This window comes from Pandoraea capi (genome assembly GCF_902459735.1).
Taxonomy (GTDB): Bacteria; Pseudomonadota; Gammaproteobacteria; order Burkholderiales; family Burkholderiaceae; genus Pandoraea; species Pandoraea capi.
Genome location: NZ_CABPRV010000002.1, coordinates 504,522 through 524,813, shown reverse-complemented (window position 1 = coordinate 524,813; position 20,292 = coordinate 504,522). Strand labels below are relative to the sequence as shown.

The window sequence follows — 20,292 nt, the reverse complement described above, 5'->3', positions numbered from 1 at the left end:
AGAACAGAGGAGGCATCTGACATGCAGCTTCGAGCGTCTTGGTCGCGATACACAAAAGTCACCGCCATCTGCCTGCTGGTCGCCGCAGCGATGGACCCCGGTGGTGTCATGCTCGCGGGAGCGGCGCCAACGGGAGGCCGTACAGGCAAGGCGCCTGCGGGCACTGCCGCTGCGCCTGAGCCCGCCTCGGCCGCGAGCGCTTCGACCGATAGCGGCGCGTCCATTGTGTCGATGCAGGCTGCCCCCGGCGCGAGTCAGCGCACCGTCACGTTTGCTCAGTTGGGGCAGACGAACGGGCTGCGCCTGCGTGGCACCGAAGGGTCGGGCGACGTCAACTTCGGCATCCGACTCGATCAGACGGTGGCCTCGGCACTGCTCCGGTTGCGTTACACCTATTCCCCGGCGCTGATCCCCGATCTCTCGCAACTCAAGGTATATCTCAACGAAGAGTTGATCGCGACATTGCCGTTCAACAAGGCGGACGGCGGCAAGAATCTCATCCGTGAGATTCCGCTCGATCCGCGCATGCTCTCCGGTTTCAATCGCGTGCGCCTCGTGCTCATCGGGCACTACACGATGGAGTGCGAGGACCCGATGCACTCCAGCCTGTGGGCCGACGTCAGTCCGCAGAGCGAGATCGTCACGAGCACGCAGCCGCTGACGCTGCGCAACGACCTGTCGACGCTGCCCGCGCCATTCTTCGACCGGCATGACAACCGCGATCAGTCCATCCCGTTCGTGTTCGGCGCGCAGCCCTCGCTCGCCGTGGTACACGCCGCCGGGGTCGTGGCGACGTGGGCCGGCGCCATCGGGGACTATCGTCGTACGCGCTTCCCGGTCAGCGTGAGTGCGTTGCCGTCGAAGCACGCGATCGCGTTCGTCACCAACGACACCATGGTGCCGGGCCTCGATCTGCCCAAGGTCGATGGTCCTACGCTGCGCATGGTTTCGAATCCGAACGATCCATCGCTCAAGCTGCTCGTGCTTCAGGGGCGTGATGCCAAGGATCTCGAGACGGCTGCGCTCGCGCTCGTCTCCGGCCGCGCCGCACTCTCGGGCGACTCGGCCCGTATCGATGCACTCCAGCCCTTGCCGCCGCGCCCGGCTTACGACGCGCCGCGTTGGGTGCGCACCGATCGTCCCGTGAAGCTGGGCGAACTGGTCGACAATCCGGCCGATTTGCAGGGCAGCGGCTACATGCCGTGGCCGATCCGCATCCAGTTGAATCTGCCGGCCGACCTGCTCACGTGGGAAAACACGGGCGTGCCGATGGATCTGAAGTATCGCTATACGCCGCCGGTCAAGCCCGACGACTCGTCGATGAGCGTATCGATCAACGATCAGTTCGTGCGCGCGTATCGCCTGCGCTCGGCGGGGGCGAGCAGCGACAAGAGCCATATGCTGGTCGAACTGCTCTCCGACGGCACCATGGCCGATCGCAAGGAAGTACGCATTCCGGCGTTTCAGGTGGCGTCGCGCAACTCGCTGTCGTTCCAGTTCGCGATGGAGCCGCACAAGGAAGGCATGTGCAGCCAGACGATCACCAATGCGGCACGTTCGGCCATCGACGCCGACTCGACCATCGATTTCAGCGGCCTGCCGCACTACGCCGAGATGCCGAACCTGAGTTTCTTCGTCGGCAGCGGTTTCCCGTTCACCAAGTATGCCGATCTGGCGCAGACGGCGGTCGTCGTGTCGAAGACGCCTGACAAGGCGGAGTTGGAAACGGTGTTCTCCACGCTCGGCCAGTTCGGCCGCTCGACAGGTGCGTATGCCGATCGCTTCGAAGTGCTCGATACGACGCAGACCGACCGCTTCAAGGATCGCGATCTGCTGGTCGTGGGCGGCAAGGACGCGGCCGATCTGCTGACCAGGTGGGGCAAGAATCTGCCGCTGATCATCGATCAGACACGTCGCGTGATGCAGTCCCAGCCGCAGGGCTATCGGGGCGACGGGGCGACCGGCTCGGCGCTCGCCGCCAGTCGTATCGGTCCGGCGCGTATGGACGCACAGTCCGGCGGTCCGCTCGCGGCGCTGGTCGGCTTCGAGTCGCCGGTCAGCAGTGCGCGCTCAGTGGTGGCGATCAATGCCTCTAGCGACGATGCGTTGCTGAGTGTCGTCGACGCCATCGACAACAACAAGACGTCCATCCACGGCGATCTGGCGGTGATCCATGGGGATCGCGCCGATTCGTACCGGCTGGGGCAGACGTACTTCGTGGGCGACGTGAGCTGGTGGACGCGCATTCGCTATCACCTCTCGAGTCATCCGATTCTGGTGGGTCTCGTTGCGTTGCTGGCGGCGTTCGCGATCGCGCTCAAGTGTTTCGGCTGGTTGCAGCGTCGCGCGGCACGTCGGCTGGAGAAGTAAATGACACGCGCCGATGCTGACAGCCGGCGCCGTCGGGCCGTGCTGCGGGCGCTCGTCGCCTGTGGCGCGGGGCCGATGCTCGCCGGTGTGACGTCCGCCGCGCAAGGTGCGCCCGCCAAGCCGTCGGGAGCATCGGCGCCTGCGGCATCTGCGGCCACGGCCGCGTCGTCGACCGTCTCCCGGGCATGCCCGCCGGTCGACTGGCCTGCCTGGACCCGCTTCAAGGCCGGATTCCTCAGCGACGACGGCCGTGTCGTCGACCCCAGCATGCCCGACCTGCGCACGGTCTCCGAAGGGCAGGCGTACGCCCTCATGTTTGCCGTCGTCGCCAATGACCGGGCGACCTTCGACAAGGTGCTGGAGTGGACCGTCAACAATCTCGCGCAAGGGGATCTGACGGCGCATCCGCCCGCGTGGCTCTGGGGCAAGAAGGATGACGGCCAGTGGGCGGTGCTCGACAGCAACCCCGCGAGTGATGCCGACATGTGGATCGCCTACGCGCTGGGCGAAGCGGGACGCTTGTGGAAGGTGCGTCGCTACACCGCGCTCGGGGCGCTCCTGGCGCGTCGGATTGCGTCCGAGGAGACCGACTTCATCCCCGGCCTGGGGCGCACGCTGTTACCCGCCCCTGTGGGTTTTCATCCGGCGAAAGACCTGTGGCGACTCAACCCCAGCTACGTGCCGATGCAAGTGGTACGGCGTCTCGCAGGCTTGTTTCCCGATAGCGGCTGGGGGCAACTCATTGCGTCATCGCTCAAGCAGATTACGCTCACTGCGCCGCCGCTGGGCTTCGCCCCCGAATGGGCGATGTATCGCGCCGGACGTGGCTTCGAAGTCGATCCCGAGACGCAGGGCGAAGGGAGTTACAACGCGATTCGGGTCTATCTCTGGGCGGGCATGCTCGCCCCGGGCAGCGACGACTTCCGCGCGTTGATGCACACCTTCGGCGGCATGCTCAAGTACGTGGCCGCGCACGGCGCACCGCCCGAGCGGGTCGACACGCGAGATGGCAAGGCAAAGCAGGGACATGAGGCGGGTGGGGCCGGGTTCTCGGCGGCGCTCGTCCCGCTGCTGCAAGCCGTGGGTGACACGGCACTCGCCCGGGGGCAGGCCGACCGGGCCCGCTCACTGGACGCCCAATCGCCGCCGGGCTATTACAGCTCGGTGCTTTCGCTGTTCGGACTCGGCTGGCACGAGGCGCGCTTTCGCTTCGCGGCCGACGGCACGCTGGAAGTGCCTTGGGAGGCGGTTTGCGCGACACGCTGATCCGCTCCGCCTGCATGACCTGCCTGCTGATGGCGGCCAGCGGAGGGCACGTGCGCGCTGCGCCCGCGCCGTCCCCGACGAATGCGGCGAACACCACGGCAAAGCCGGGCGCCGCTGTGGCCAATCGCGACGTCAGTAACCTGCTCGCGAGCGCCACGCTCTGGCACTCGCGGCATCGCAACGATCTCGCCCGCGCGGCGCTCGAGAAGGCCTTGCTCGTGCAGCCGGATCAACCCGACGTGCTCTCGTTACTCGGCCAGATCGACATCGAGGAAAACAAACCAGCGGACGCGAACAAGGCGTTGCAGACGCTGCGTGCGCGCTATCCGAATGCACCGGCGACCAAAGCGCTGGCCGACGTGATTCGCATCAATACCGTCGACAAATCCCGCATTGCCCGCGCCCGGTTGCTCCAGCGCAGCGGACAGGCCGACGCCGCCTTCGCCGAGTACAAGGCACTGTTCCCCGACGGCCCGCCCAGCGGCGAACTCGGTGTGGAGTACTACCGTGCACAGGCCAATGCGACCAACGGCTGGCCCGCAGCGCAACAGGGGCTGGCGAATCTGTCGAAGGCATCGCCCGAGGATTCGCGTGCGTCGCAGTCGCTGGCCGAACTGATGATCGACCGGCCGTCGAGCCGTCTGGCGGGCACGCGCATGGTCGCGGAGCTGGCGGCACGTCCGAATGCGGACCTCAACGCGCTGTTGCCGCTCTGGCAGAAAGGGCTCTCGAAGGCAGACGGCAACCTGGCCTGGTTGCCGCTGTATCAGCGTTATCTGGCACTGGCGCCGAACGACGCGGATATCCGCGCGGCGTACGACAAGCTGGGGGCACAGCAGGCAGCGCGCACGCGAATGCTCAACGATCCCGCCTACAAGTCGCGGCAGGCGGGCATCAAGGCGCTGGATCAGGGACGGCTGAACGAGGCCGAGAAGTCGCTCGACGCGGCGCGTGTCAAACGTCCCAACGACGGCGAGTTGCTCGGCTCGCTGGGCCTCGTGAAGATGCGTCAGGGCGACCACAAAGGCGCGCAGGAGCTGTTTTCACAGGCGATGCGAAAGGACGCGGATAACGCGGGCAAATGGCGCAGCCTGCTCAGAACCTCGCAGTTCTGGGGCGCGATGTCCGACGCGCGCGATGCCCGCGACGCCGGCCGTCTCGCAGATGCCGACCGGTTGGTACGCAGCGCACTCGCCAGCGACCCGAACAATCCCGACGGACTGGCGTTGCTCGGTGACATTGCGCTGGACGACAAGCGCGACAACGACGCCGAGAAACTTTTCCAGCAGGCGCTGAAGATCGAGCCGGACAACGATACGGCGTTGCGCGGCATGATTACGCTGTACTCGCGTGAGCAGCGACGCACCGAGCTGGCAAACCTGCTGGGCGACCTGCGTCGGCGTTTCCCGCAGGACAAGACGCGTTTCGACAAGGCAGAGGCTGCCGCGCTGTCCGACGACGCCGATCGCGCTATCGCCGAAGGTCACAACGGCCCGGCGCTGGCCGCGCTGGAGCGTGCCGTCGCACTCGATCCGGGCAACGCCTGGACACGCTACGCGCTCGCCAGTCTGTACCGCAAGCTCCGGCTGCCGCAGATCGGCCGAGAGGTCATGACCGAAGGCATGCGTCAGCCGCTCGAACCCGACGACCGCGCGCAGATGCTCTACGCGCAGGCCATTTACCTCAATGTGATCGACGACGAAGCCGGCGCCCGCGAATCGCTCGCGCAGATTCCTGCGGCGAACGTCACGCCGTCGATCCAGCGCATGCGCACGACGCTGGCGATTCGCGACACGGCGCGTCTGGCACGCGAAGCGTATGCTGCGGGCAACGAGGACGAAAGCGAGCGTCGTTACGCCGAAGCCCTCACGTTGGCGGGGAACGATCCGGAACTGATCGGCGAAGTCGCGCGCGCCCGGGTGAGCGCGGGACAACCGGAGCAGGGCCTCGCGCTCATGCGCGACTGGCTCGCCGCGCACGCCGACAAGCCGCAGCCGGACGCCCAACTCCGTTACGCCGAACTCCTCAATACCGCTGAGCGCGACACCGAACTCGGCACGTTCCTCGCACGCATGGATCCGGCCGCACTCGGCGCCGACCAGCGTGACGAATGGCAGGACCTGCAGGATCGTCTGGCGCTGCGGCAGGCCGACAAGGCACGCGCGCTGGGCGACTTCCGCACGGCGCAGGAAAAGCTCGAACCGTTGCTCTCGCGTCGGCCGCCGGACAAGCGTGCGCTCTCGACGCTCGGCGACATCTATTTCGACGAGCGCCGCTACGACGACGCCCGCAAGATCGCCGAGGACCAGATCCGGCAGGACCCGACGAATCAGGATGCGCGTCTGTCGCTGGTGCGCGTGCTGTACGAATTGCAGGACGACGAAGCCGCCAACCGCGAACTCGACCGCGCGCTGGCCGAGGCCGCGCCCGACGACGTCTGGACGCAACTCGCCGCCGTGCGACGTCTCACCGCGATGGAGCGCTACGACGAGGCCATCGCCCTGAACGACCGGCTGCGAACCCAGTTTCCCGACACGTCGGCCGTCACCGTACAGCGGGGTCGCATCGCCCAGTCGCAGCGGCACTACAACGAGGCCAAAGGCTGGTACGACCAGGCACGCAAGGAAGAGATCGTGCAGGGCGCACTGCCGGGATACGACGGCATGACGTCCGCCGAGTCGGCCATCGATTCGCTGGAGTCGCGTCGTAACAGCTACGTGGCGGCGGGCTACGAAATCGATCAGAAGAAGGGCGACGGCGGCATCTCCATGTTCAATGCGCGCGCTGTGCCGTTGTACGGGCAGTACGCCGTGGGCTACGACGGTCACGTCTTCGCGCAGACGGATTACGTCAGCGCCGATTCGGGCGACTTGCCGCTCAACGGGACGTCGGAGTTCGGCACGCTGCCGTTCCTCAACGTGGATGCGTTCCGTGCGGCCAACCCCGGCCTGCTGCGCGACTACGGCACCAAGCGTCAGAAGGCGCATGGGCAGGCGCTCATGCTGGGATATGAAAACGACTGGATTCGCGCCGATATCGGCCACACGCCGATCGGTTTCCCGATTTCGTACGTGACCGGAGGCGTGCGTCTGTTCGGCAATCTGGGCCGTTACAACTACTGGGTCGACGCGTCACGTCGGCCGATGACCGGCAGCATGGTGTCGTATGCGGGCGCTTATCTGCCGCTGCCTGAAATCTTCGGCGACGGCAAATGGGGCGGCGTGCGCCGCGATGCGATCACGTTCCACGCGTCACGCGATTTCACGAAGTGGGGCATCTTCGGCGAAGCGAGCGTCGCGCGTCTGACCGGCGAGAACGTGCTGAACAACTCGGAAGTGTCGGCGCGCGCGGGTGTCGACCTGCCGCTGATCTACAAGCGCGACATGCGATTGAACACGGGGGTCACGTTGTTCTTCGACAGCTTCGCGCAGAACGAGCGGTATTACACCTACGGCCACGGCGGGTATTACAGCCCACAGACCTACGTCTCGCTCACGCTGCCGCTGGAATGGTACGGACGCACGCAACGCTGGTCCTACTACCTGCGCGGGTCGGTGTCGTTCTCGCAAAGTCAGGAGAAAGCGATGCCGTACTTCCCGACCAATGGCGCGTTGCAGGCCGCCAGCGGCGATCTGACGTACGGCTCGGGCGGCGGTTTCGGCGTGGGTTTCTCGGTCACGGGACGCGCGGAGTATTGGGTCAACCGCCATTGGGTGATCGGCGCTCAGGTGCAGTTCGAGCGCTCCGACTACTACGCGCCGAATCGCTTCCTCGTCTATATGCGTTATCACTTCGATGCCCGTCGTGGCGACGTGCCGATGCCGCCGTCGCCGGTCCGGCCGATCTGGAGTTACTGACCCATGCTGACGCTCATCGCTATCGTCTCCAGTGCCGGCGGTGCCGGACGCAGCACGGTGACCGCGCATCTCGCCACACAGCTCGCGCATGTCGGGCATCCGGCGGCCGTGCTGGAACTCGACGCGCAGAACAGCATCGGTGCGCTGCTGGGCTTGCGTGAGACGTGCGAGACCGGCGTACTGTCGCCGGGCGTCGCGCCGGACGGCTGGCGGGCCGTACTGCGCGAGACGCCCGAAGGCGTGTCGCTGTTGCCCGCTGGACGTAACGACGCCGCCACCCTGACGGCCTTCGGCGCATGGCTGAGCGGGGATGCGGGTGGCCTGCGTCGTCAGCTCGATGCGCTCGGATGGCCATCGGGCACCCGCGTGTTCATCGACACGCAGCGCCTGCCGGACACTATCGCACAGGCCGCCGTGGCGGCTGCCGATCTGGTGCTGGGCGTGGTGCCGGTGACGACGACCGGCTACGTCACGCAATCCGATCTGATGACGGCCTGTCGGGGAAGGGCGCAGATGGTGCCGAATCTGGCGGCATCGAATTCGCCGCTGAACAACGATCTGCTCCATCTGATTCAGGCGCGCGGCGGCGATGCGGTCGTGCCCCTGCGCATCCATCGTGATGACGCCGTCGGCCGTGCGGCGGCGAACGGCGGATCGCTTGCCAGGGCTGGCGATGGCTCGCAGGCCGCACTCGACTTCGTCCACCTCGAAGCGTGGCTGGCACGTGCGACGGCGACGGAAGACGCCTCCGACGGCAAGCCGGGCACCGGCAGCGGACCGGGAGGCACACGCGCATGATCAGCGACGCACTCGGTTCCCTCTACCGGCTCGGACGCGACATTCTCGCGATACGCCTCGTCCTGCCGAATCGTCCGGACGGTCGCACGCCCGGCGTCATGCAATGGCTGCTTGCGGCAACGGTGCGCTCGCCGCGTCACCGGTTGTGGATCTCGCAGATGACGGATCATCTGGTGGCCCGGTTGGCAGTGCGGCTGGATGTCCGTCAACTCGACGAATGGCGCGACTGGTGGCTGCGCCTCGTGTTTCAGCCCGCACGTACCGGTCGCCCCGATCATCCGGGCCGGGCGCTCGCGTGGTTCAACGAGCGTGTCACGCAACGGCTCGACGTGCCGACCGATACGCGCTTCTGGTCATTGGTCAAAGCGATGATATGGCGTCGGCCCGACAGGCGTCCGGCCTTCCCGCCGTACACCGCCTGGCTCGCGTTCCGCTCGGGCAACGAACGTTTGCGCCTGTGGCTGGTGCAGTCGCTCTTCGGTATTCCCCCGGACACGCCCGCCGAACTCGCGCACAAGTTCGACAAGAAGCTGGAAAAGGTGATGCAGTGGCGCGTGACGTCGACGGTGGTCGCGCTGCTCGGTCTGATCGGGGTGTTCTGGATCGTGACGACCCCGTTCGACCCCTTCTCGCAACTGCTGTTCTCGATCTGCACGCTGACGCTGGCGCTGGTGTTCCGGCGGCTGGACAGCCAGTATTCGGTGCTGGTGCTCATCGGCCTGTCGCTCACGTCGACGATCCGCTATGTGTGGTGGCGTCTCACGCAATCGCTGGCGTTCGACACGGCTGCCGAAGCCGCTGTCGGTTATACGCTCGTGGCCGCCGAGATGTACACGTGGATGATCCTGCTGTTTGGATACATCCAGACGATCTGGCCGTTGCAGCGGCGCATTACGCCGCTGCCGCCCGATCCCCGTCTGTGGCCGAGTGTCGACGTCTACATCCCGACTTACAACGAAGGTCTGGACGTGGTGCGCCCGACCGTCTATGCCGCCTGCGGGATCGACTGGCCGCCGGAGAAGCTCAACATCTATCTGCTCGACGACGGACGTCGTCAGGAGATGCGTGAATTCGCGGCAGCCGCCGGCGTGCATTACATGACACGCCCCGACAATCGCCACGCGAAGGCGGGCAACATCAACCACGCGCTCGGCAAGACGCAAGGCGAGTTCATCGCGATCTTCGACTGCGATCACATCCCCGTGCGCTCGTTCCTGCAAACGACGATGGGCTCGTTCCTCAAGGACGATCGATGCTCGCTCGTGCAGACGCCGCACCACTTCTTCTCCGATGACCCGTTCGAGCGCAATCTGGCCACGCGTGGCGCGGTGCCGAACGAAGGGCGTCTGTTCTACGGGATCGTGCAGGATGGGAACGACTTCTGGAACGCATCGTTCTTCTGTGGCTCATGTGCGGTGCTGCGTCGCACCGCGCTCGACGAAGTCGGTGGGGTTGCCGTCGAGACAGTGACGGAAGACGCGCACACGGCGCTCAAGATGCACCGTCGCGGCTGGAACACGGTGTATCTGAAGGTGGTGCAGGCCGCCGGTCTGGCAACCGAGTCGCTCTCCGGTCACGTGGGCCAGCGCATTCGATGGGCGCGCGGCATGGCGCAGATCTTCCGCGTCGACAATCCGCTGTTCGGGCGTGGCCTGAAACTCGGGCAGCGGATTTGCTACGCGAACGGCATGCTGCACTTCTTCTACGGCATTCCGCGCATCATCTTCCTGCTCGCGCCCATCTGCTATCTGTTCTTCGGGCTGCATATCGTGCAGGCGGCGGCGCTGAGCATCTGTGCCTACGTGCTGCCGCACATCGCGCACGCGAACATTGCGAACTCGCGGATTCAGGGCAAGTACCGCCACTCGTTCTGGTCGGACGTCTACGAAGCCGTGCTGGCGTGGTACGTCGCGCTACCGACGACCGTCGCGTTCATCAACCCGCGCTACGGCAAGTTCAACGTCACGGCCAAGGGCGGTCTGATCGAACAGAGCTTCTTCGACTGGAGCATTTCGAAGCCGTATCTGGTGCTGCTCGGCTTCAACGTGGCGGGCTTTCTCGCGGGGATCCTGCGTTACTTCTATGGCCCGGCGCACGAATCCGGCGCGTTGGTCTTCAACCTGTTGTGGGTGACGTTCAACCTCGCGGTGCTGGGCGCGGCCGTGGCGGTGGCGACGGAAGTCAAGCAAGTGCGGCGCACGCACCGCGTGTCGATGCGCATGCCCGCGACGCTGTATCTGCCCGATGGCCGGACAATGGCTTGCCACACGCGCGACTTCTCCGGCGGCGGGCTGGCGCTGGTGCTGCCGGTGGCGATCGATCCGGCGGTGGGCACCGAGGCGCACGTAGCACTCGCGCGGGGCGCGACCGAATACGGCTTTCCGGTGAGTGTGGTGGGTGCGCGCGGTCACGATCTGTTCCTGTCGTTCCTGCCGCTCACGGCCGAGCAGGACAAGCATCTCGTGCAGTTCACGTTCGGGCGCGCCGACGCATGGCGGGACTGGGACGCCGAGCGCACGCGCGACGAACCGATCAAGGCGCTGTTCGAAATGCTGGCGATGGGCCTGCGCGGCTATCAGGTGCTCGCCAACTACTTGCTGGGCAAACTGGTGACGCGCTGGCAGAACCGCCTGCGCGGCGCACGGCAGACGTAAGATTCAAGACCGAAGACGTAAGACGGCACAACAGGCCCGATGCGTGCGGCGACGATCCGACGCATCAGGCGAGACAACGAGACATCGGCAGAACGTGAGCCGTCAATGGCGCGGCGACCCAAGGGAACCATACGATGGGCATCTGGAACCTCTATTTCATCCTGAAGCTGTTGCTGCTGTGGGCAGGCATCATCGGCTTTCACGTGCTGCCGAACTTTATCTTCGCGTTGTTTCTCGTGGTGCGGCTGCGTCCGCGCTGGGCACGCATCGCGCGGCAGGTGATCGCCATTCCGTTGGGCGCGGCGCTGCTTTATTACGACTCGAATCTGCCGCCGTTCGCCCGCTTCATCGAGCAATTGCCGGCGCTGATGCAGTTCCGCTTCTCGTACATCATCGAATTGCTCGGACGTTTCGTGCCCGCGCGCGACTGGCTGTTGCTCGCCATCATGGTGCTGGCGTACTGGATCGTGAACCGCTGGGTGCGCGTGACCACCTTCGTGCTGCTTGCCCTGCTGATCGTGCCGGGCGTGCTGCGTGTCGGGACGCTGGTCTCCGTCTCGCCGGTGGTCGCCGCGCAGGGCGACACCACGGCGCTCGCGGCGGGGGCGGGCGAAGGGGCTGGCAATGCCTCGGCGGGCGCAGGCGGCGGCAGCACATTCCTGACGGGCGACGGCGAAGTGCCGCTCGATGCGAATCCGAACGCCGCGCTCAACAGTTTCTATTCGCGCGAACTCACGCGCTCGGTCTCATTACCCGCACAGGCGGGGGCGGGTCCGGACTTCGACATCATCTTCCTGCATATCTGCTCGCTCGCGCAGGACGATCTCGACGTCGACAACCTCGACAATCAGCCGTTGCTCTCAAAGTTCGACTTCGTGTTCAAGAACTTCAACTCGGCGGCGAGCTACAGCGGCCCGGCAGCGATCCGTGTGCTGCGCGCCGGCTGCGGCCAGCCGACGCACAAGGCGCTGTACGATCAGGCCGGGCCGCAGTGCTACGTGATGAGCGACCTGAAGAACCTCGGTTTCACGCCGTCGCTGGCGATGAACCACGACGGGCACTTCGACAATTTCATGCAGGAAGTGCAGCAGAACTTCAACGTGCCGGGCGTCACGCCGTTCGACAACACGCATGCGCGCGTGGCCATGAGAGCGTTCGACGAAACCCCGATCCGCTCCGACGGCGATGTGCTGCAAGCGTGGTGGAAGCAGCGCACGGCCATGTCGGACAAACGCGTAGCGCTCTACTACAACACCATTTCGCTGCATGACGGCAATCGTCTCGAAGGCTCGAAGCTCACCAGCGTGCAGAGCTATCCGGTGCGCGCGAAGGCGCTGTTCGACGACTTCAGCCAGTTCATCGACACCATCGCCAAGTCGGGCCGCAAGGCGGTCGTGGTCTTCGTGCCGGAACACGGGGCGGCGCTGCGCGGCAGCAAGTTGCAGATATCGGGCATGCGCGAAATTCCGCTGCCGGAAATTACGCACGTGCCGGTGGCCGTCAAACTCGTTGGCTTCGGCGACGGTGCAACGGCCTCGCGCGGATCGCCGGTGACGATATCCACGCCCACGAGCTATCTGGCGATGATGACGCTGATCTCGCATCTGGTGGCGAACAACCCGTTTGCGGGCACGCCGGATCTGGCGCAATACGCGAACGACCTCCCGCAGACGGCATTCGTGGCGGCCAACGAACAGACGACCGTGATGAAGTACGGCGGCAAGATGCTGATTCGCGGCGCCGACGGTGTCTGGCTCGACCTGAAGTCGCTCGAATAGCGAAGATGACCGTCACCTGACGGTGGTCTGACGACGAACTGACGAGGCCGTGACGCCGGACTGGCGTCGATGTGACGGCGGTGCGGCGGGGCATCGTCATTGTTCGAGTGCGTGCGGCGACCTCGTACGCGTTTTTCCGGAATCGCGCATACTGTGCACCTTGCCCGCGCACGCGGGCAGCGCAGTTTGTGCCCTCGAAAACTCCGGGAGTTACCGTGCAATATACGAAATTCGGCCGCACCGGCCTGACTGTTTCCCGCCTGTGCCTCGGCACCATGACGTTCGGTCTGCAAACCGAAGAAGCCGCCAGCCATGCCATCCTCGATCGCACGGCCGAGGCGGGCGTCAACTTCATCGATCTCGCCGACGTTTATCCGCTGGGCGCTGACACGTCGCTCGTCGGACGCACCGAAGAGGTCGTCGGCCGCTGGCTGAAAGGCCGTCGCGATCAGTTCATCGTGGCGACCAAGGCCTGCGGCCAGATGGGACCGTCGCCGTGGGACAAGGGGGCATCGCGCAAGCACCTGCTGAGCGCCATCGACGCGTCGCTCTCGCGCATCGGCACCGACTATGTCGATCTCTACCAACTTCATTCCGACGATACCGACACGCCCATCGACGAGACGCTCGAAGCGCTGGACATCATCGTGAAGTCGGGCAGGGCGCGCTATGTCGGCGTGTCGAACTACCTCGCTTACCGTCTCGCCCGCGCGCTGGGTCGTGCCGACGTGCTGCGCGTGGCCCGTTTCGTGTCGGTCCAGCCGCGCTACAACCTGCTGTTTCGTCAGATCGAGCGCGAACTGCTGCCGCTCGCGAGCGAGGAAGGGCTGGCCGTCATCCCCTACAACCCGCTCGCCGGGGGCTTGCTGACGGGCAAGTATCGTCATGACGCGGCCCCGACCGAAGGCCGCTTCACGGCCGCGACTGTCGGCAAGGCCGGTGCGATGTATCAGCAGCGTTACTGGCACGAACGCGAGTTCGAGACCATCGAAACGCTCAAGGGCATCGCGCAGGACGCCGGTGAGTCGCTGACCCGCCTGTCGCTGGCATGGGTGCTGGCCAATCCGGTCGTGACGTCGGCGATCATCGGCGCGAGCCGCGTCGAGCAACTGACCGAAACGCTCGGCACTATCGATTACGAACTGCCGCCCGAACTCAAGGCGAAGCTCGACGACGCCTCGCACGCCTACCGCTGGGGCGACGCCGCGCGCTAAGCGTCGCACATTCGCTTCACACCGACGCATTCCGTCATACGCCACAGGCCCGTTCACGCGGGCCTGTGGCGTTTTGCGTTGCATCAAGGATCGGTCGCAGGAAGATCGTTTCGCACCCGAAAGGGCACGCGATGGGGTGGCTTTCGCGCTCGATCGGGCGGTATAGTAGAAACGTCGTGCGGTGTTCGTCAGGCGAAACACGCGATGACGAGTGCCATGCATGGCATTCCTTTCGGCTCCCAACGCGAGGCTGCTCATGACAAAACGCATTTTGCTGGCGACCGACGGTAGCGAGTCGTCCCGCCGTGCGTTGCGCGAGGCCGCCGCTTTTGCGCGCAACGGCGACGTGATCCGCGTCATTCACACCGTGGAAGACCCCGTCAATCTGCTGACGGCGGCTTTCGGCAAACTCATCGATCTGGAACAGGTGCGCCGCGATATGCAGCGAGAAGGCGAGGAGCATCTCGCGCGGGCGGTGCTGTATCTGCGTGAGGAAGGCTTCGACGCGCAGGCGCATCTGCTCGACCTGCGCACCACGGGGGAGACGGTTCCCGAGGCCATGACGCGAGAGGCGATCGAGTGGGGCGCGGACATCATCATCGTCGGCACGCACGGGCGTAGCGGCGTGCGCCGGGCGATGCTCGGCAGCGTCGCCGAACAGATTCTGCGCGGCGCCGAAGTGCCGGTGATGCTCGTGGCGGGGGAAGCCCGGCCGCATTTGCCGCTTCGCTCGGGCGGGCATTACGAACGGATTCTCGTTGCGATGGACGACAGCGAGACGTCGCGTCAGGCGTTCGAATACGCGTTGACGTTGGCGCGAACGCACGGCGCATCGATGCGCGTGGTGCACGTGCTGGACTTGCCCGGACCGTTCCTCGCAGGGTTCGATCCCGAGCCGCTGCTCGACGCCGTGCGTGCCGTGGGCGAACAGGTGCGTCACTGGGCGGAAAAACGGTTGCGTGAGGCGGAGGTGCCGGGCGAAATCGAGATGCGGGAGATTCAGCCGGTCGGCGAGGGCGTGGCCGATCAGATCATTGCGGCCGGCAAGGACGCCGACGTCGACGTGATCGTGCTGGGCACGCATGGCCGACGTGGCTTCCGTCGCTTCACGCTGGGTAGCGTGGCCGAAGATACGGCCCGTCACGCGGGCCGTCCGGTCCTGTTGTTACCTGCACACGCAGCGCCGTCCTGATCGGAGGGCGGGGGATAGCACTTGGCGGTCCAGGTCCTGAGCGCACGTCGAACGGGTATCGACGTGCGCATTCCCGTCGATCAGGCGAGTTCGGCGAGCAACGTCTTGAGCGGCGTTGCGGCGTCGGCCAGACGCGCGGGATCGACCACGGCACGGCGTCCGACGAGTTCGCGGGCCGCCATGAATTCCTGCGCGCGGTTGATGCTTGCAGCGGCGACGACGGCGCCATCACGCAGATAGAACAGCATGAAGACGGCGGCGCCCTGTGCGTCGGGCAGACGACGCTCGACGACCGCGTCGTGACCGTCGGTCATACCGACCATCTGCAACTTGGCGTTGAACTGATCCGACCAGAACCACGGGGCGGTGGCGACGGCCTTCGGCGCGTCGCCATGCACCACGCTCGCGGCTACCTTGGCCATCTCGCTGGCGCTCGGTACCGATTCCAGACGGATACGGCGACCCAGCACCGGGTGATCGTGGTGCGCGCAATCGCCGACGGCCAGAATGGCGGGATCACTGGTGCGGGCAAATTCATCCACGACGATACCGTTGTCGACGGCGAGCCCGGCAGCCTGTGCCAGTTCCGCATTCGGGATCAGACCGATACCGACGACGACCACGTCCGCTTCCAGACGCTTCTCACCGGCCACCACCGCTACGACCTGCCCGTCGGCATTCTGCTCCAGCGCCGTCACACCGACGCCGACCTGCACGTCCACACCGTTCTCGCGATGCAGCGTGGCGAAGAACCCGGCCAGATCGGCCTCTGCCACGCGCGCCAGCAGGCGCGGCGCAGCTTCGAGCACCGTTACCGAGGCCCCGGCCTTGACGGCGCTCGCCGCCACTTCCAGGCCAATGTACCCGCCACCGACCACCACCACGCGCTTGCCCGGTGCGAGGGCTTCGCGCAGGCGCTGGGCATCGGCGATGTTGCGCAAATAGTAGACGTTGGGGGCATCGCCGCCGGGAATCGGCAGCGGACGCACGCGCCCGCCGAGCGCGAGCACGAGATGGTCGTAGCTTACGGTTTGGCCATCGTCGAACGACACGGTCCGTGCGGCACGGTCGATGGCCGTCGCGGTGACGCCGAGGCGCACGTCGATGTCGGCCTTTTCCCAGCCATCGGCCGGACGGATCAGCAGGCTGGCTTCATCGGCCTGTCCGGCGAGGAACGCCTTCGAGAGCGGCGGACGGCGATACGGCAGATGGGTTTCGCTGCCGGCGAGCACGATGCGGCCGGTGTAGCCGAGTTGACGAAGCGCGAGTGCGGTTTCGCCGCCGGCTTGACCGGCACCGAGGATGAGGGTGGTGGAGGTGGCTTCGGACATGGAGATAAGTGCCAAGGAGGCGAAGGAAGCAGGAGGAAGTCAGGTGAATTTGGGCGTCAGTGTAATGCATCGGCGTGCCTACGGCGTCCCGGATACCGCCGGATGGCTTCTGCACGCCGCGAATTGGCTCGCTTCGCCTGCCTCCGTCGCGATGCGCGGCAGATATCGACGTCCATCCCCGAAGAGTGGTTTGGACAGGCAAAACCCCCGTCGTATAAGGCATCCCTCAGTATTCATGCGGGTTTCGAGGCGTTTTCCCCCACGTTTGCATGGTGCGCGGTTTTCGGGCGTAGAGTGAATTCGTCGCGCAACATTGCCGCCGATGGAGGAGACACCATGGCCTGGACTAAAGAACAGAAGCATGTGGTAACGGCAAGCTATCTTGGGTGGACGCTGGACGCGTTCGATTTCTTCCTGATGGTGTTCGTACTCAAGGACATTGCGAAGGAGTTCAATACCGAGCTGGGCAGCGTGACCTTCGCGCTGCTGCTCACACTGGCGATGCGTCCGGTCGGCGCGTTCCTCTTCGGCCGCCTCGGCGACAAGTTCGGACGACGCCCGGCCATGATGGCGAGCGTGCTCCTTTACGCGTTGCTCGAACTGGCCTCCGGCTTCGCGCCGAGCCTCACCGTCCTGCTGATTCTGCGCGCGCTCTTCGGTATCGCGATGGGCGGCGAGTGGGGGGTCGGGGCGGCGCTTACGATGGAGAGCGTGCCCACCCATTCGCGCGGCATCGTCTCCGGTCTGTTGCAGGCGGGCTATCCGAGCGGCTATCTGCTCGCGTCGGTCGTCTACGGGCTGTTCTACGACAGCATCGGCTGGCGCGGCATGTTCTTCGTCGGCGTGCTGCCGGCCTTGCTGGTGTTCTACATCCGACGTCATGTGCCCGAATCGCCCGCGTGGCAAAAAGGGGAGTCGACGAGCGCCGCACCACGGGCCAACTTCGTTCAGGTGCTCTCCCGCGACTGGAAGCTGGCGCTGTACGCCATCGTGCTGATGACCGCGTTCAACTTCTTCTCGCACGGCACGCAGGATCTGTACCCGACGTTCCTGCAAGTGCAGCACAAGTTCGACACGCACACCGTGAGCTGGATTGCGATCACGTACAACATCGGCGCCATCATCGGCGGGCTGTTCTTCGGTGCGATCTCGGAGAAGATCGGACGCCGCCGCGCCATCATCATCGCCTCGCTGATCGCCTTGCCCGTGCTGCCGTTGTGGGCGTTCTCGAGCGGCGCGGTGTTGCTCGCCATCGGGGCATTCCTGATGCAGATCTCGGTGCAGGGGGCGTGGGGCGTGATTCCGGCGCATCTGAACGAACTCTCGCCCGACGAGATTCGCGCGACCTTCCCGGGACTGGTCTATCAGTTGGGGAATCTGTTCGCGTCGGTCAACGGTAACTTGCAGGCCTGGATTGCCAAGGCGCATGACGGCAACTTCGGACTGGCGATGGCGTTGGTTGCCGGTACTGTCGCAGTGGTGATCGCCGTGATGATCTACTTCGGACGTGAACGTCGCGGTGTGGTGTTGGGCACCGGTGCCGAGGCGCCGAGACAGGGGGCGCTGCCGCCGGGTGCGTCGATGTCGCATTGACGTGGATGGGCTGAGCAGGTGTGGGGCGACACGGACCGTCCTGCGCTCAGCCCATCGCCCGACTGGCCGCTGCGGCGCGTGCGCGCAGCCAGTTGATGCTCGCGAACAGCAGCACGGCAAAGATGATGAGCATCGTGGCGACCGCCAGAATCGACGGATCGATCGAATCGCGAATGCCGCTCCACATCTGACGCGGCACCGTCTTCTGGTCTGGTCCGCCGATGAACAGGATCACGATTACCTCGTCGAACGACGTCGCGAAGGCGAACACGCTGCCAGTCGCCACTGCGGGGGTGATGAGCGGTAGCGTCACGCGCCGGAACGTGACCCACGGCGCGGCACCAAGACCCGAGGCGGCGCGCAGCAGACTTTGATCGAACGAGAGCAGCGAGGCCGTCACCGTAATCACGACGAAGGGCGTGCCCAGGGCGGCGTGCGCCAGAATCACGCCCGGGTACGAATTGACGAGCCCGAGCGGCGCGAAGATCAAATAGAAGCCCGCGGCTACCACGACGATGGGCACGATCATCGGCGAGACGATGATCGGCATGATGACCGAGCGCAGCGGAAACTGCGAGCGCGAGAGGCCCAATGCGGCCAGCGTTCCCAGACAGGTGGCGATCAGCGTCGACGCCGCGCCGATCCCGAGGCTGTTGAGCAGCGCGCGCTGCCAGTCCGGACTCGTGAGCGCCTGTTCGTACCAGCGCATCGAGAAGCCTGTCATCGGGTACGAGAAATACGAACCCGCGTTGAACGACAGCGGAATGATCGCAAGAATCGGCGCGATCAGAAAGCCGAGCGTGAGCGCCGTATGCAGACGCACCCAGCGCCACGCCACCCGCTCTGCCAACACCGTATTGCGTTTGTCCTGCATGGTCGTCTCTCCTGCGTGGCTCGCGCTGCGTCCGGGGTCAGCCGAAGCGCAGACGATCGATGCCGACGATGCGGTTGAAGATGAAGTAGAAGACCGCCGTGAAAATCACCAGATAAGCCGAGAGTGCCCCGGCAAGGCCCCAGTTGAGCTGCGTGTTGGTCTGCATGGCGATGAGCTGGCTGATCATCTCGTCACCGGCCCCTCCCAGCAGCGAAGGCGTGATGTAGTAACCGAGCGCCAGCACGAATACGAGGAAACAGCCCGCGCCCACGCCGGGGAACGTCTGCGGGATGTAGATCCGCACGAACGCCGTGAACGGGTGTGCGCCGAGCGACTTCGCCGCGCGCATATAGACGGGCGAGACGCTCTTCATCACCGAGTAGATCGCCAGGATCATGTAAGGCAGCAGCACGTGCGTCATGCCGATCAGCACGCCGGTCCGGTTGAAGATCAGGGCGACCGGATGCGAGGTGAGACCGAGCATCGACAGCAGGCTATTGATGACGCCGCCGGGTTGCAGCAGCACATACCATGCAGTCGTGCGCACGAGTAGCGACGTCCAGAACGGCACGATGACGAACAGCATCAGGCGGTTGCTCTGCTTATCGGGCAGATTCGCGAGCAGCCATGCGACCGGATAGCCGAGAATGAGGCAAAGCACGGTCACGGTCGCGCTGATCGAGACCGTGCGCACGAACGCCTCGCGGTACACCGACGCATTCTCCGGCACCGACGCGACAGCGCCTTGCGGTGTGACCTGCATGTCCATACCCGCGAGCAGGTAGTCGGGCGTGGGCGATGTGGCGGCGCGTTTGAGCAGACGCCACGTCTCAGGCGCATTCCAGCGCGCGTCGAGTTCGATCAACGCAGGCTTCCACGCGGGCGGCGCTTCGTCGCCGACCGCGCGCGCCGTACGCATGAGCAGGCTGCGAAACTCCGGCTGCGCGAAGTTCATCCGTCGTGCGATGGTGCCGAGCTGACCGCTCTCGCGGGCTTGCTTCAGGTCGGCGGCCAGTACCGCGAAGGTCGCTTCACCGGGGACATCGTGACCGTCCCATGCGTTCAGGGCGCGGGCGAGTTGCGGCATGCCCTCGGTGACCTCGTGGTTCTGCACGCTGCGGGCGAGCAGCATGGCAATCGGCGCGATGAACGTCGAGAGCAGAAACACGATCAGCGGCAAGGCAAGCAACAGCGCCCGCATCGACGCGTGCCGTTGCACCCGGCGGTACGCGGCAAGCGCCTCCGGGACGACGGGGCCATCGGTGCTCGGTCGGGCACCGGGAGGCGTGGCGTGGGTCGATGCGGGCATGGGCGTTATCTCGTACAGTGCGCCGATTGGTCTCGAATGTCGCGAATATCAGGAGC

The 20,292-nt window shown here is 65.5% G+C and carries 12 protein-coding genes; 9 read left to right on the top strand and 3 right to left on the bottom strand.

Annotation, left to right across the window (positions count from 1 at the left end; genetic code table 11):
- Positions 1–21: 21 nt before the first annotated feature.
- From bcsB to PCA20602_RS05715, 8 genes are all read left to right on the top strand, one after another.
- Positions 22–2,370 carry a cellulose biosynthesis cyclic di-GMP-binding regulatory protein BcsB gene (bcsB, locus tag PCA20602_RS05750; RefSeq protein ID WP_174980831.1) on the top strand — a complete coding sequence of 783 codons (2,349 nt, stop codon included), beginning with the start codon at positions 22–24 and terminating at the stop codon, positions 2,368–2,370.
- Positions 2,371–3,636: a cellulose synthase complex periplasmic endoglucanase BcsZ gene (gene bcsZ / locus PCA20602_RS05745; RefSeq protein WP_174980829.1), complete on the top strand. Its 1,266-nt coding sequence runs from the start codon at positions 2,371–2,373 to the stop codon at positions 3,634–3,636.
- Complete coding sequence (locus tag PCA20602_RS05740) at positions 3,621–7,493, top strand: cellulose synthase subunit BcsC-related outer membrane protein (protein ID WP_150720365.1); 3,873 nt, start codon at positions 3,621–3,623, stop codon at positions 7,491–7,493. Before bcsZ ends, PCA20602_RS05740 begins: the two co-directional genes overlap by 16 nt.
- 3 nt (positions 7,494–7,496) lie before the next feature.
- Complete coding sequence (locus PCA20602_RS05735) at positions 7,497–8,291, top strand: cellulose synthase operon protein YhjQ/BcsQ (RefSeq protein ID WP_150720364.1); 795 nt, start codon at positions 7,497–7,499, stop codon at positions 8,289–8,291.
- Entirely contained in the window at positions 8,288–10,945 is a 2,658-nt protein-coding gene (gene bcsA / locus PCA20602_RS05730) for a UDP-forming cellulose synthase catalytic subunit (RefSeq protein ID WP_150720363.1), read from the top strand. Before PCA20602_RS05735 ends, bcsA begins: the two co-directional genes overlap by 4 nt.
- A 134-nt stretch (positions 10,946–11,079) precedes the next feature.
- On the top strand, positions 11,080–12,723 hold the full coding sequence (gene bcsG / locus PCA20602_RS05725) for a cellulose biosynthesis protein BcsG (RefSeq protein WP_150720362.1): 1,644 nt from the start codon (positions 11,080–11,082) through the stop codon (positions 12,721–12,723).
- 215 nt (positions 12,724–12,938) lie between these two features.
- Positions 12,939–13,937: an aldo/keto reductase gene (locus tag PCA20602_RS05720; protein ID WP_150720361.1), complete on the top strand. Its 999-nt coding sequence runs from the start codon at positions 12,939–12,941 to the stop codon at positions 13,935–13,937.
- 256 nt (positions 13,938–14,193) lie between these two features.
- Complete coding sequence (locus PCA20602_RS05715; protein WP_174980827.1) at positions 14,194–15,129, top strand: universal stress protein; 936 nt, start codon at positions 14,194–14,196, stop codon at positions 15,127–15,129.
- A gap of 80 nt (positions 15,130–15,209) precedes the next feature.
- Here the strand turns inward: PCA20602_RS05715 and PCA20602_RS05710 are convergent, their stop codons facing one another.
- Positions 15,210–16,460: an NAD(P)/FAD-dependent oxidoreductase gene (locus PCA20602_RS05710; RefSeq protein ID WP_150720359.1), complete on the bottom strand. Its 1,251-nt coding sequence runs from the start codon at positions 16,458–16,460 to the stop codon at positions 15,210–15,212.
- Positions 16,461–16,796: 336 nt separating this feature from the next.
- Here PCA20602_RS05710 and PCA20602_RS05705 point away from each other — a divergent pair, with 336 nt between their 5' ends.
- Positions 16,797–18,053, top strand: coding sequence for an MFS transporter (locus PCA20602_RS05705; protein WP_150720358.1), 1,257 nt, complete (start codon positions 16,797–16,799; stop codon positions 18,051–18,053).
- Between the two features lie 46 nt (positions 18,054–18,099).
- Here PCA20602_RS05705 and PCA20602_RS05700 read toward each other — a convergent pair whose 3' ends face one another.
- Positions 18,100–18,927, bottom strand: coding sequence for an ABC transporter permease (locus tag PCA20602_RS05700; RefSeq protein WP_069343170.1), 828 nt, complete (start codon positions 18,925–18,927; stop codon positions 18,100–18,102).
- A gap of 37 nt (positions 18,928–18,964) precedes the next feature.
- Entirely contained in the window at positions 18,965–20,236 is a 1,272-nt protein-coding gene (locus tag PCA20602_RS05695; protein ID WP_150720357.1) for an ABC transporter permease, read from the bottom strand.
- Positions 20,237–20,292 lie beyond the last annotated feature (56 nt).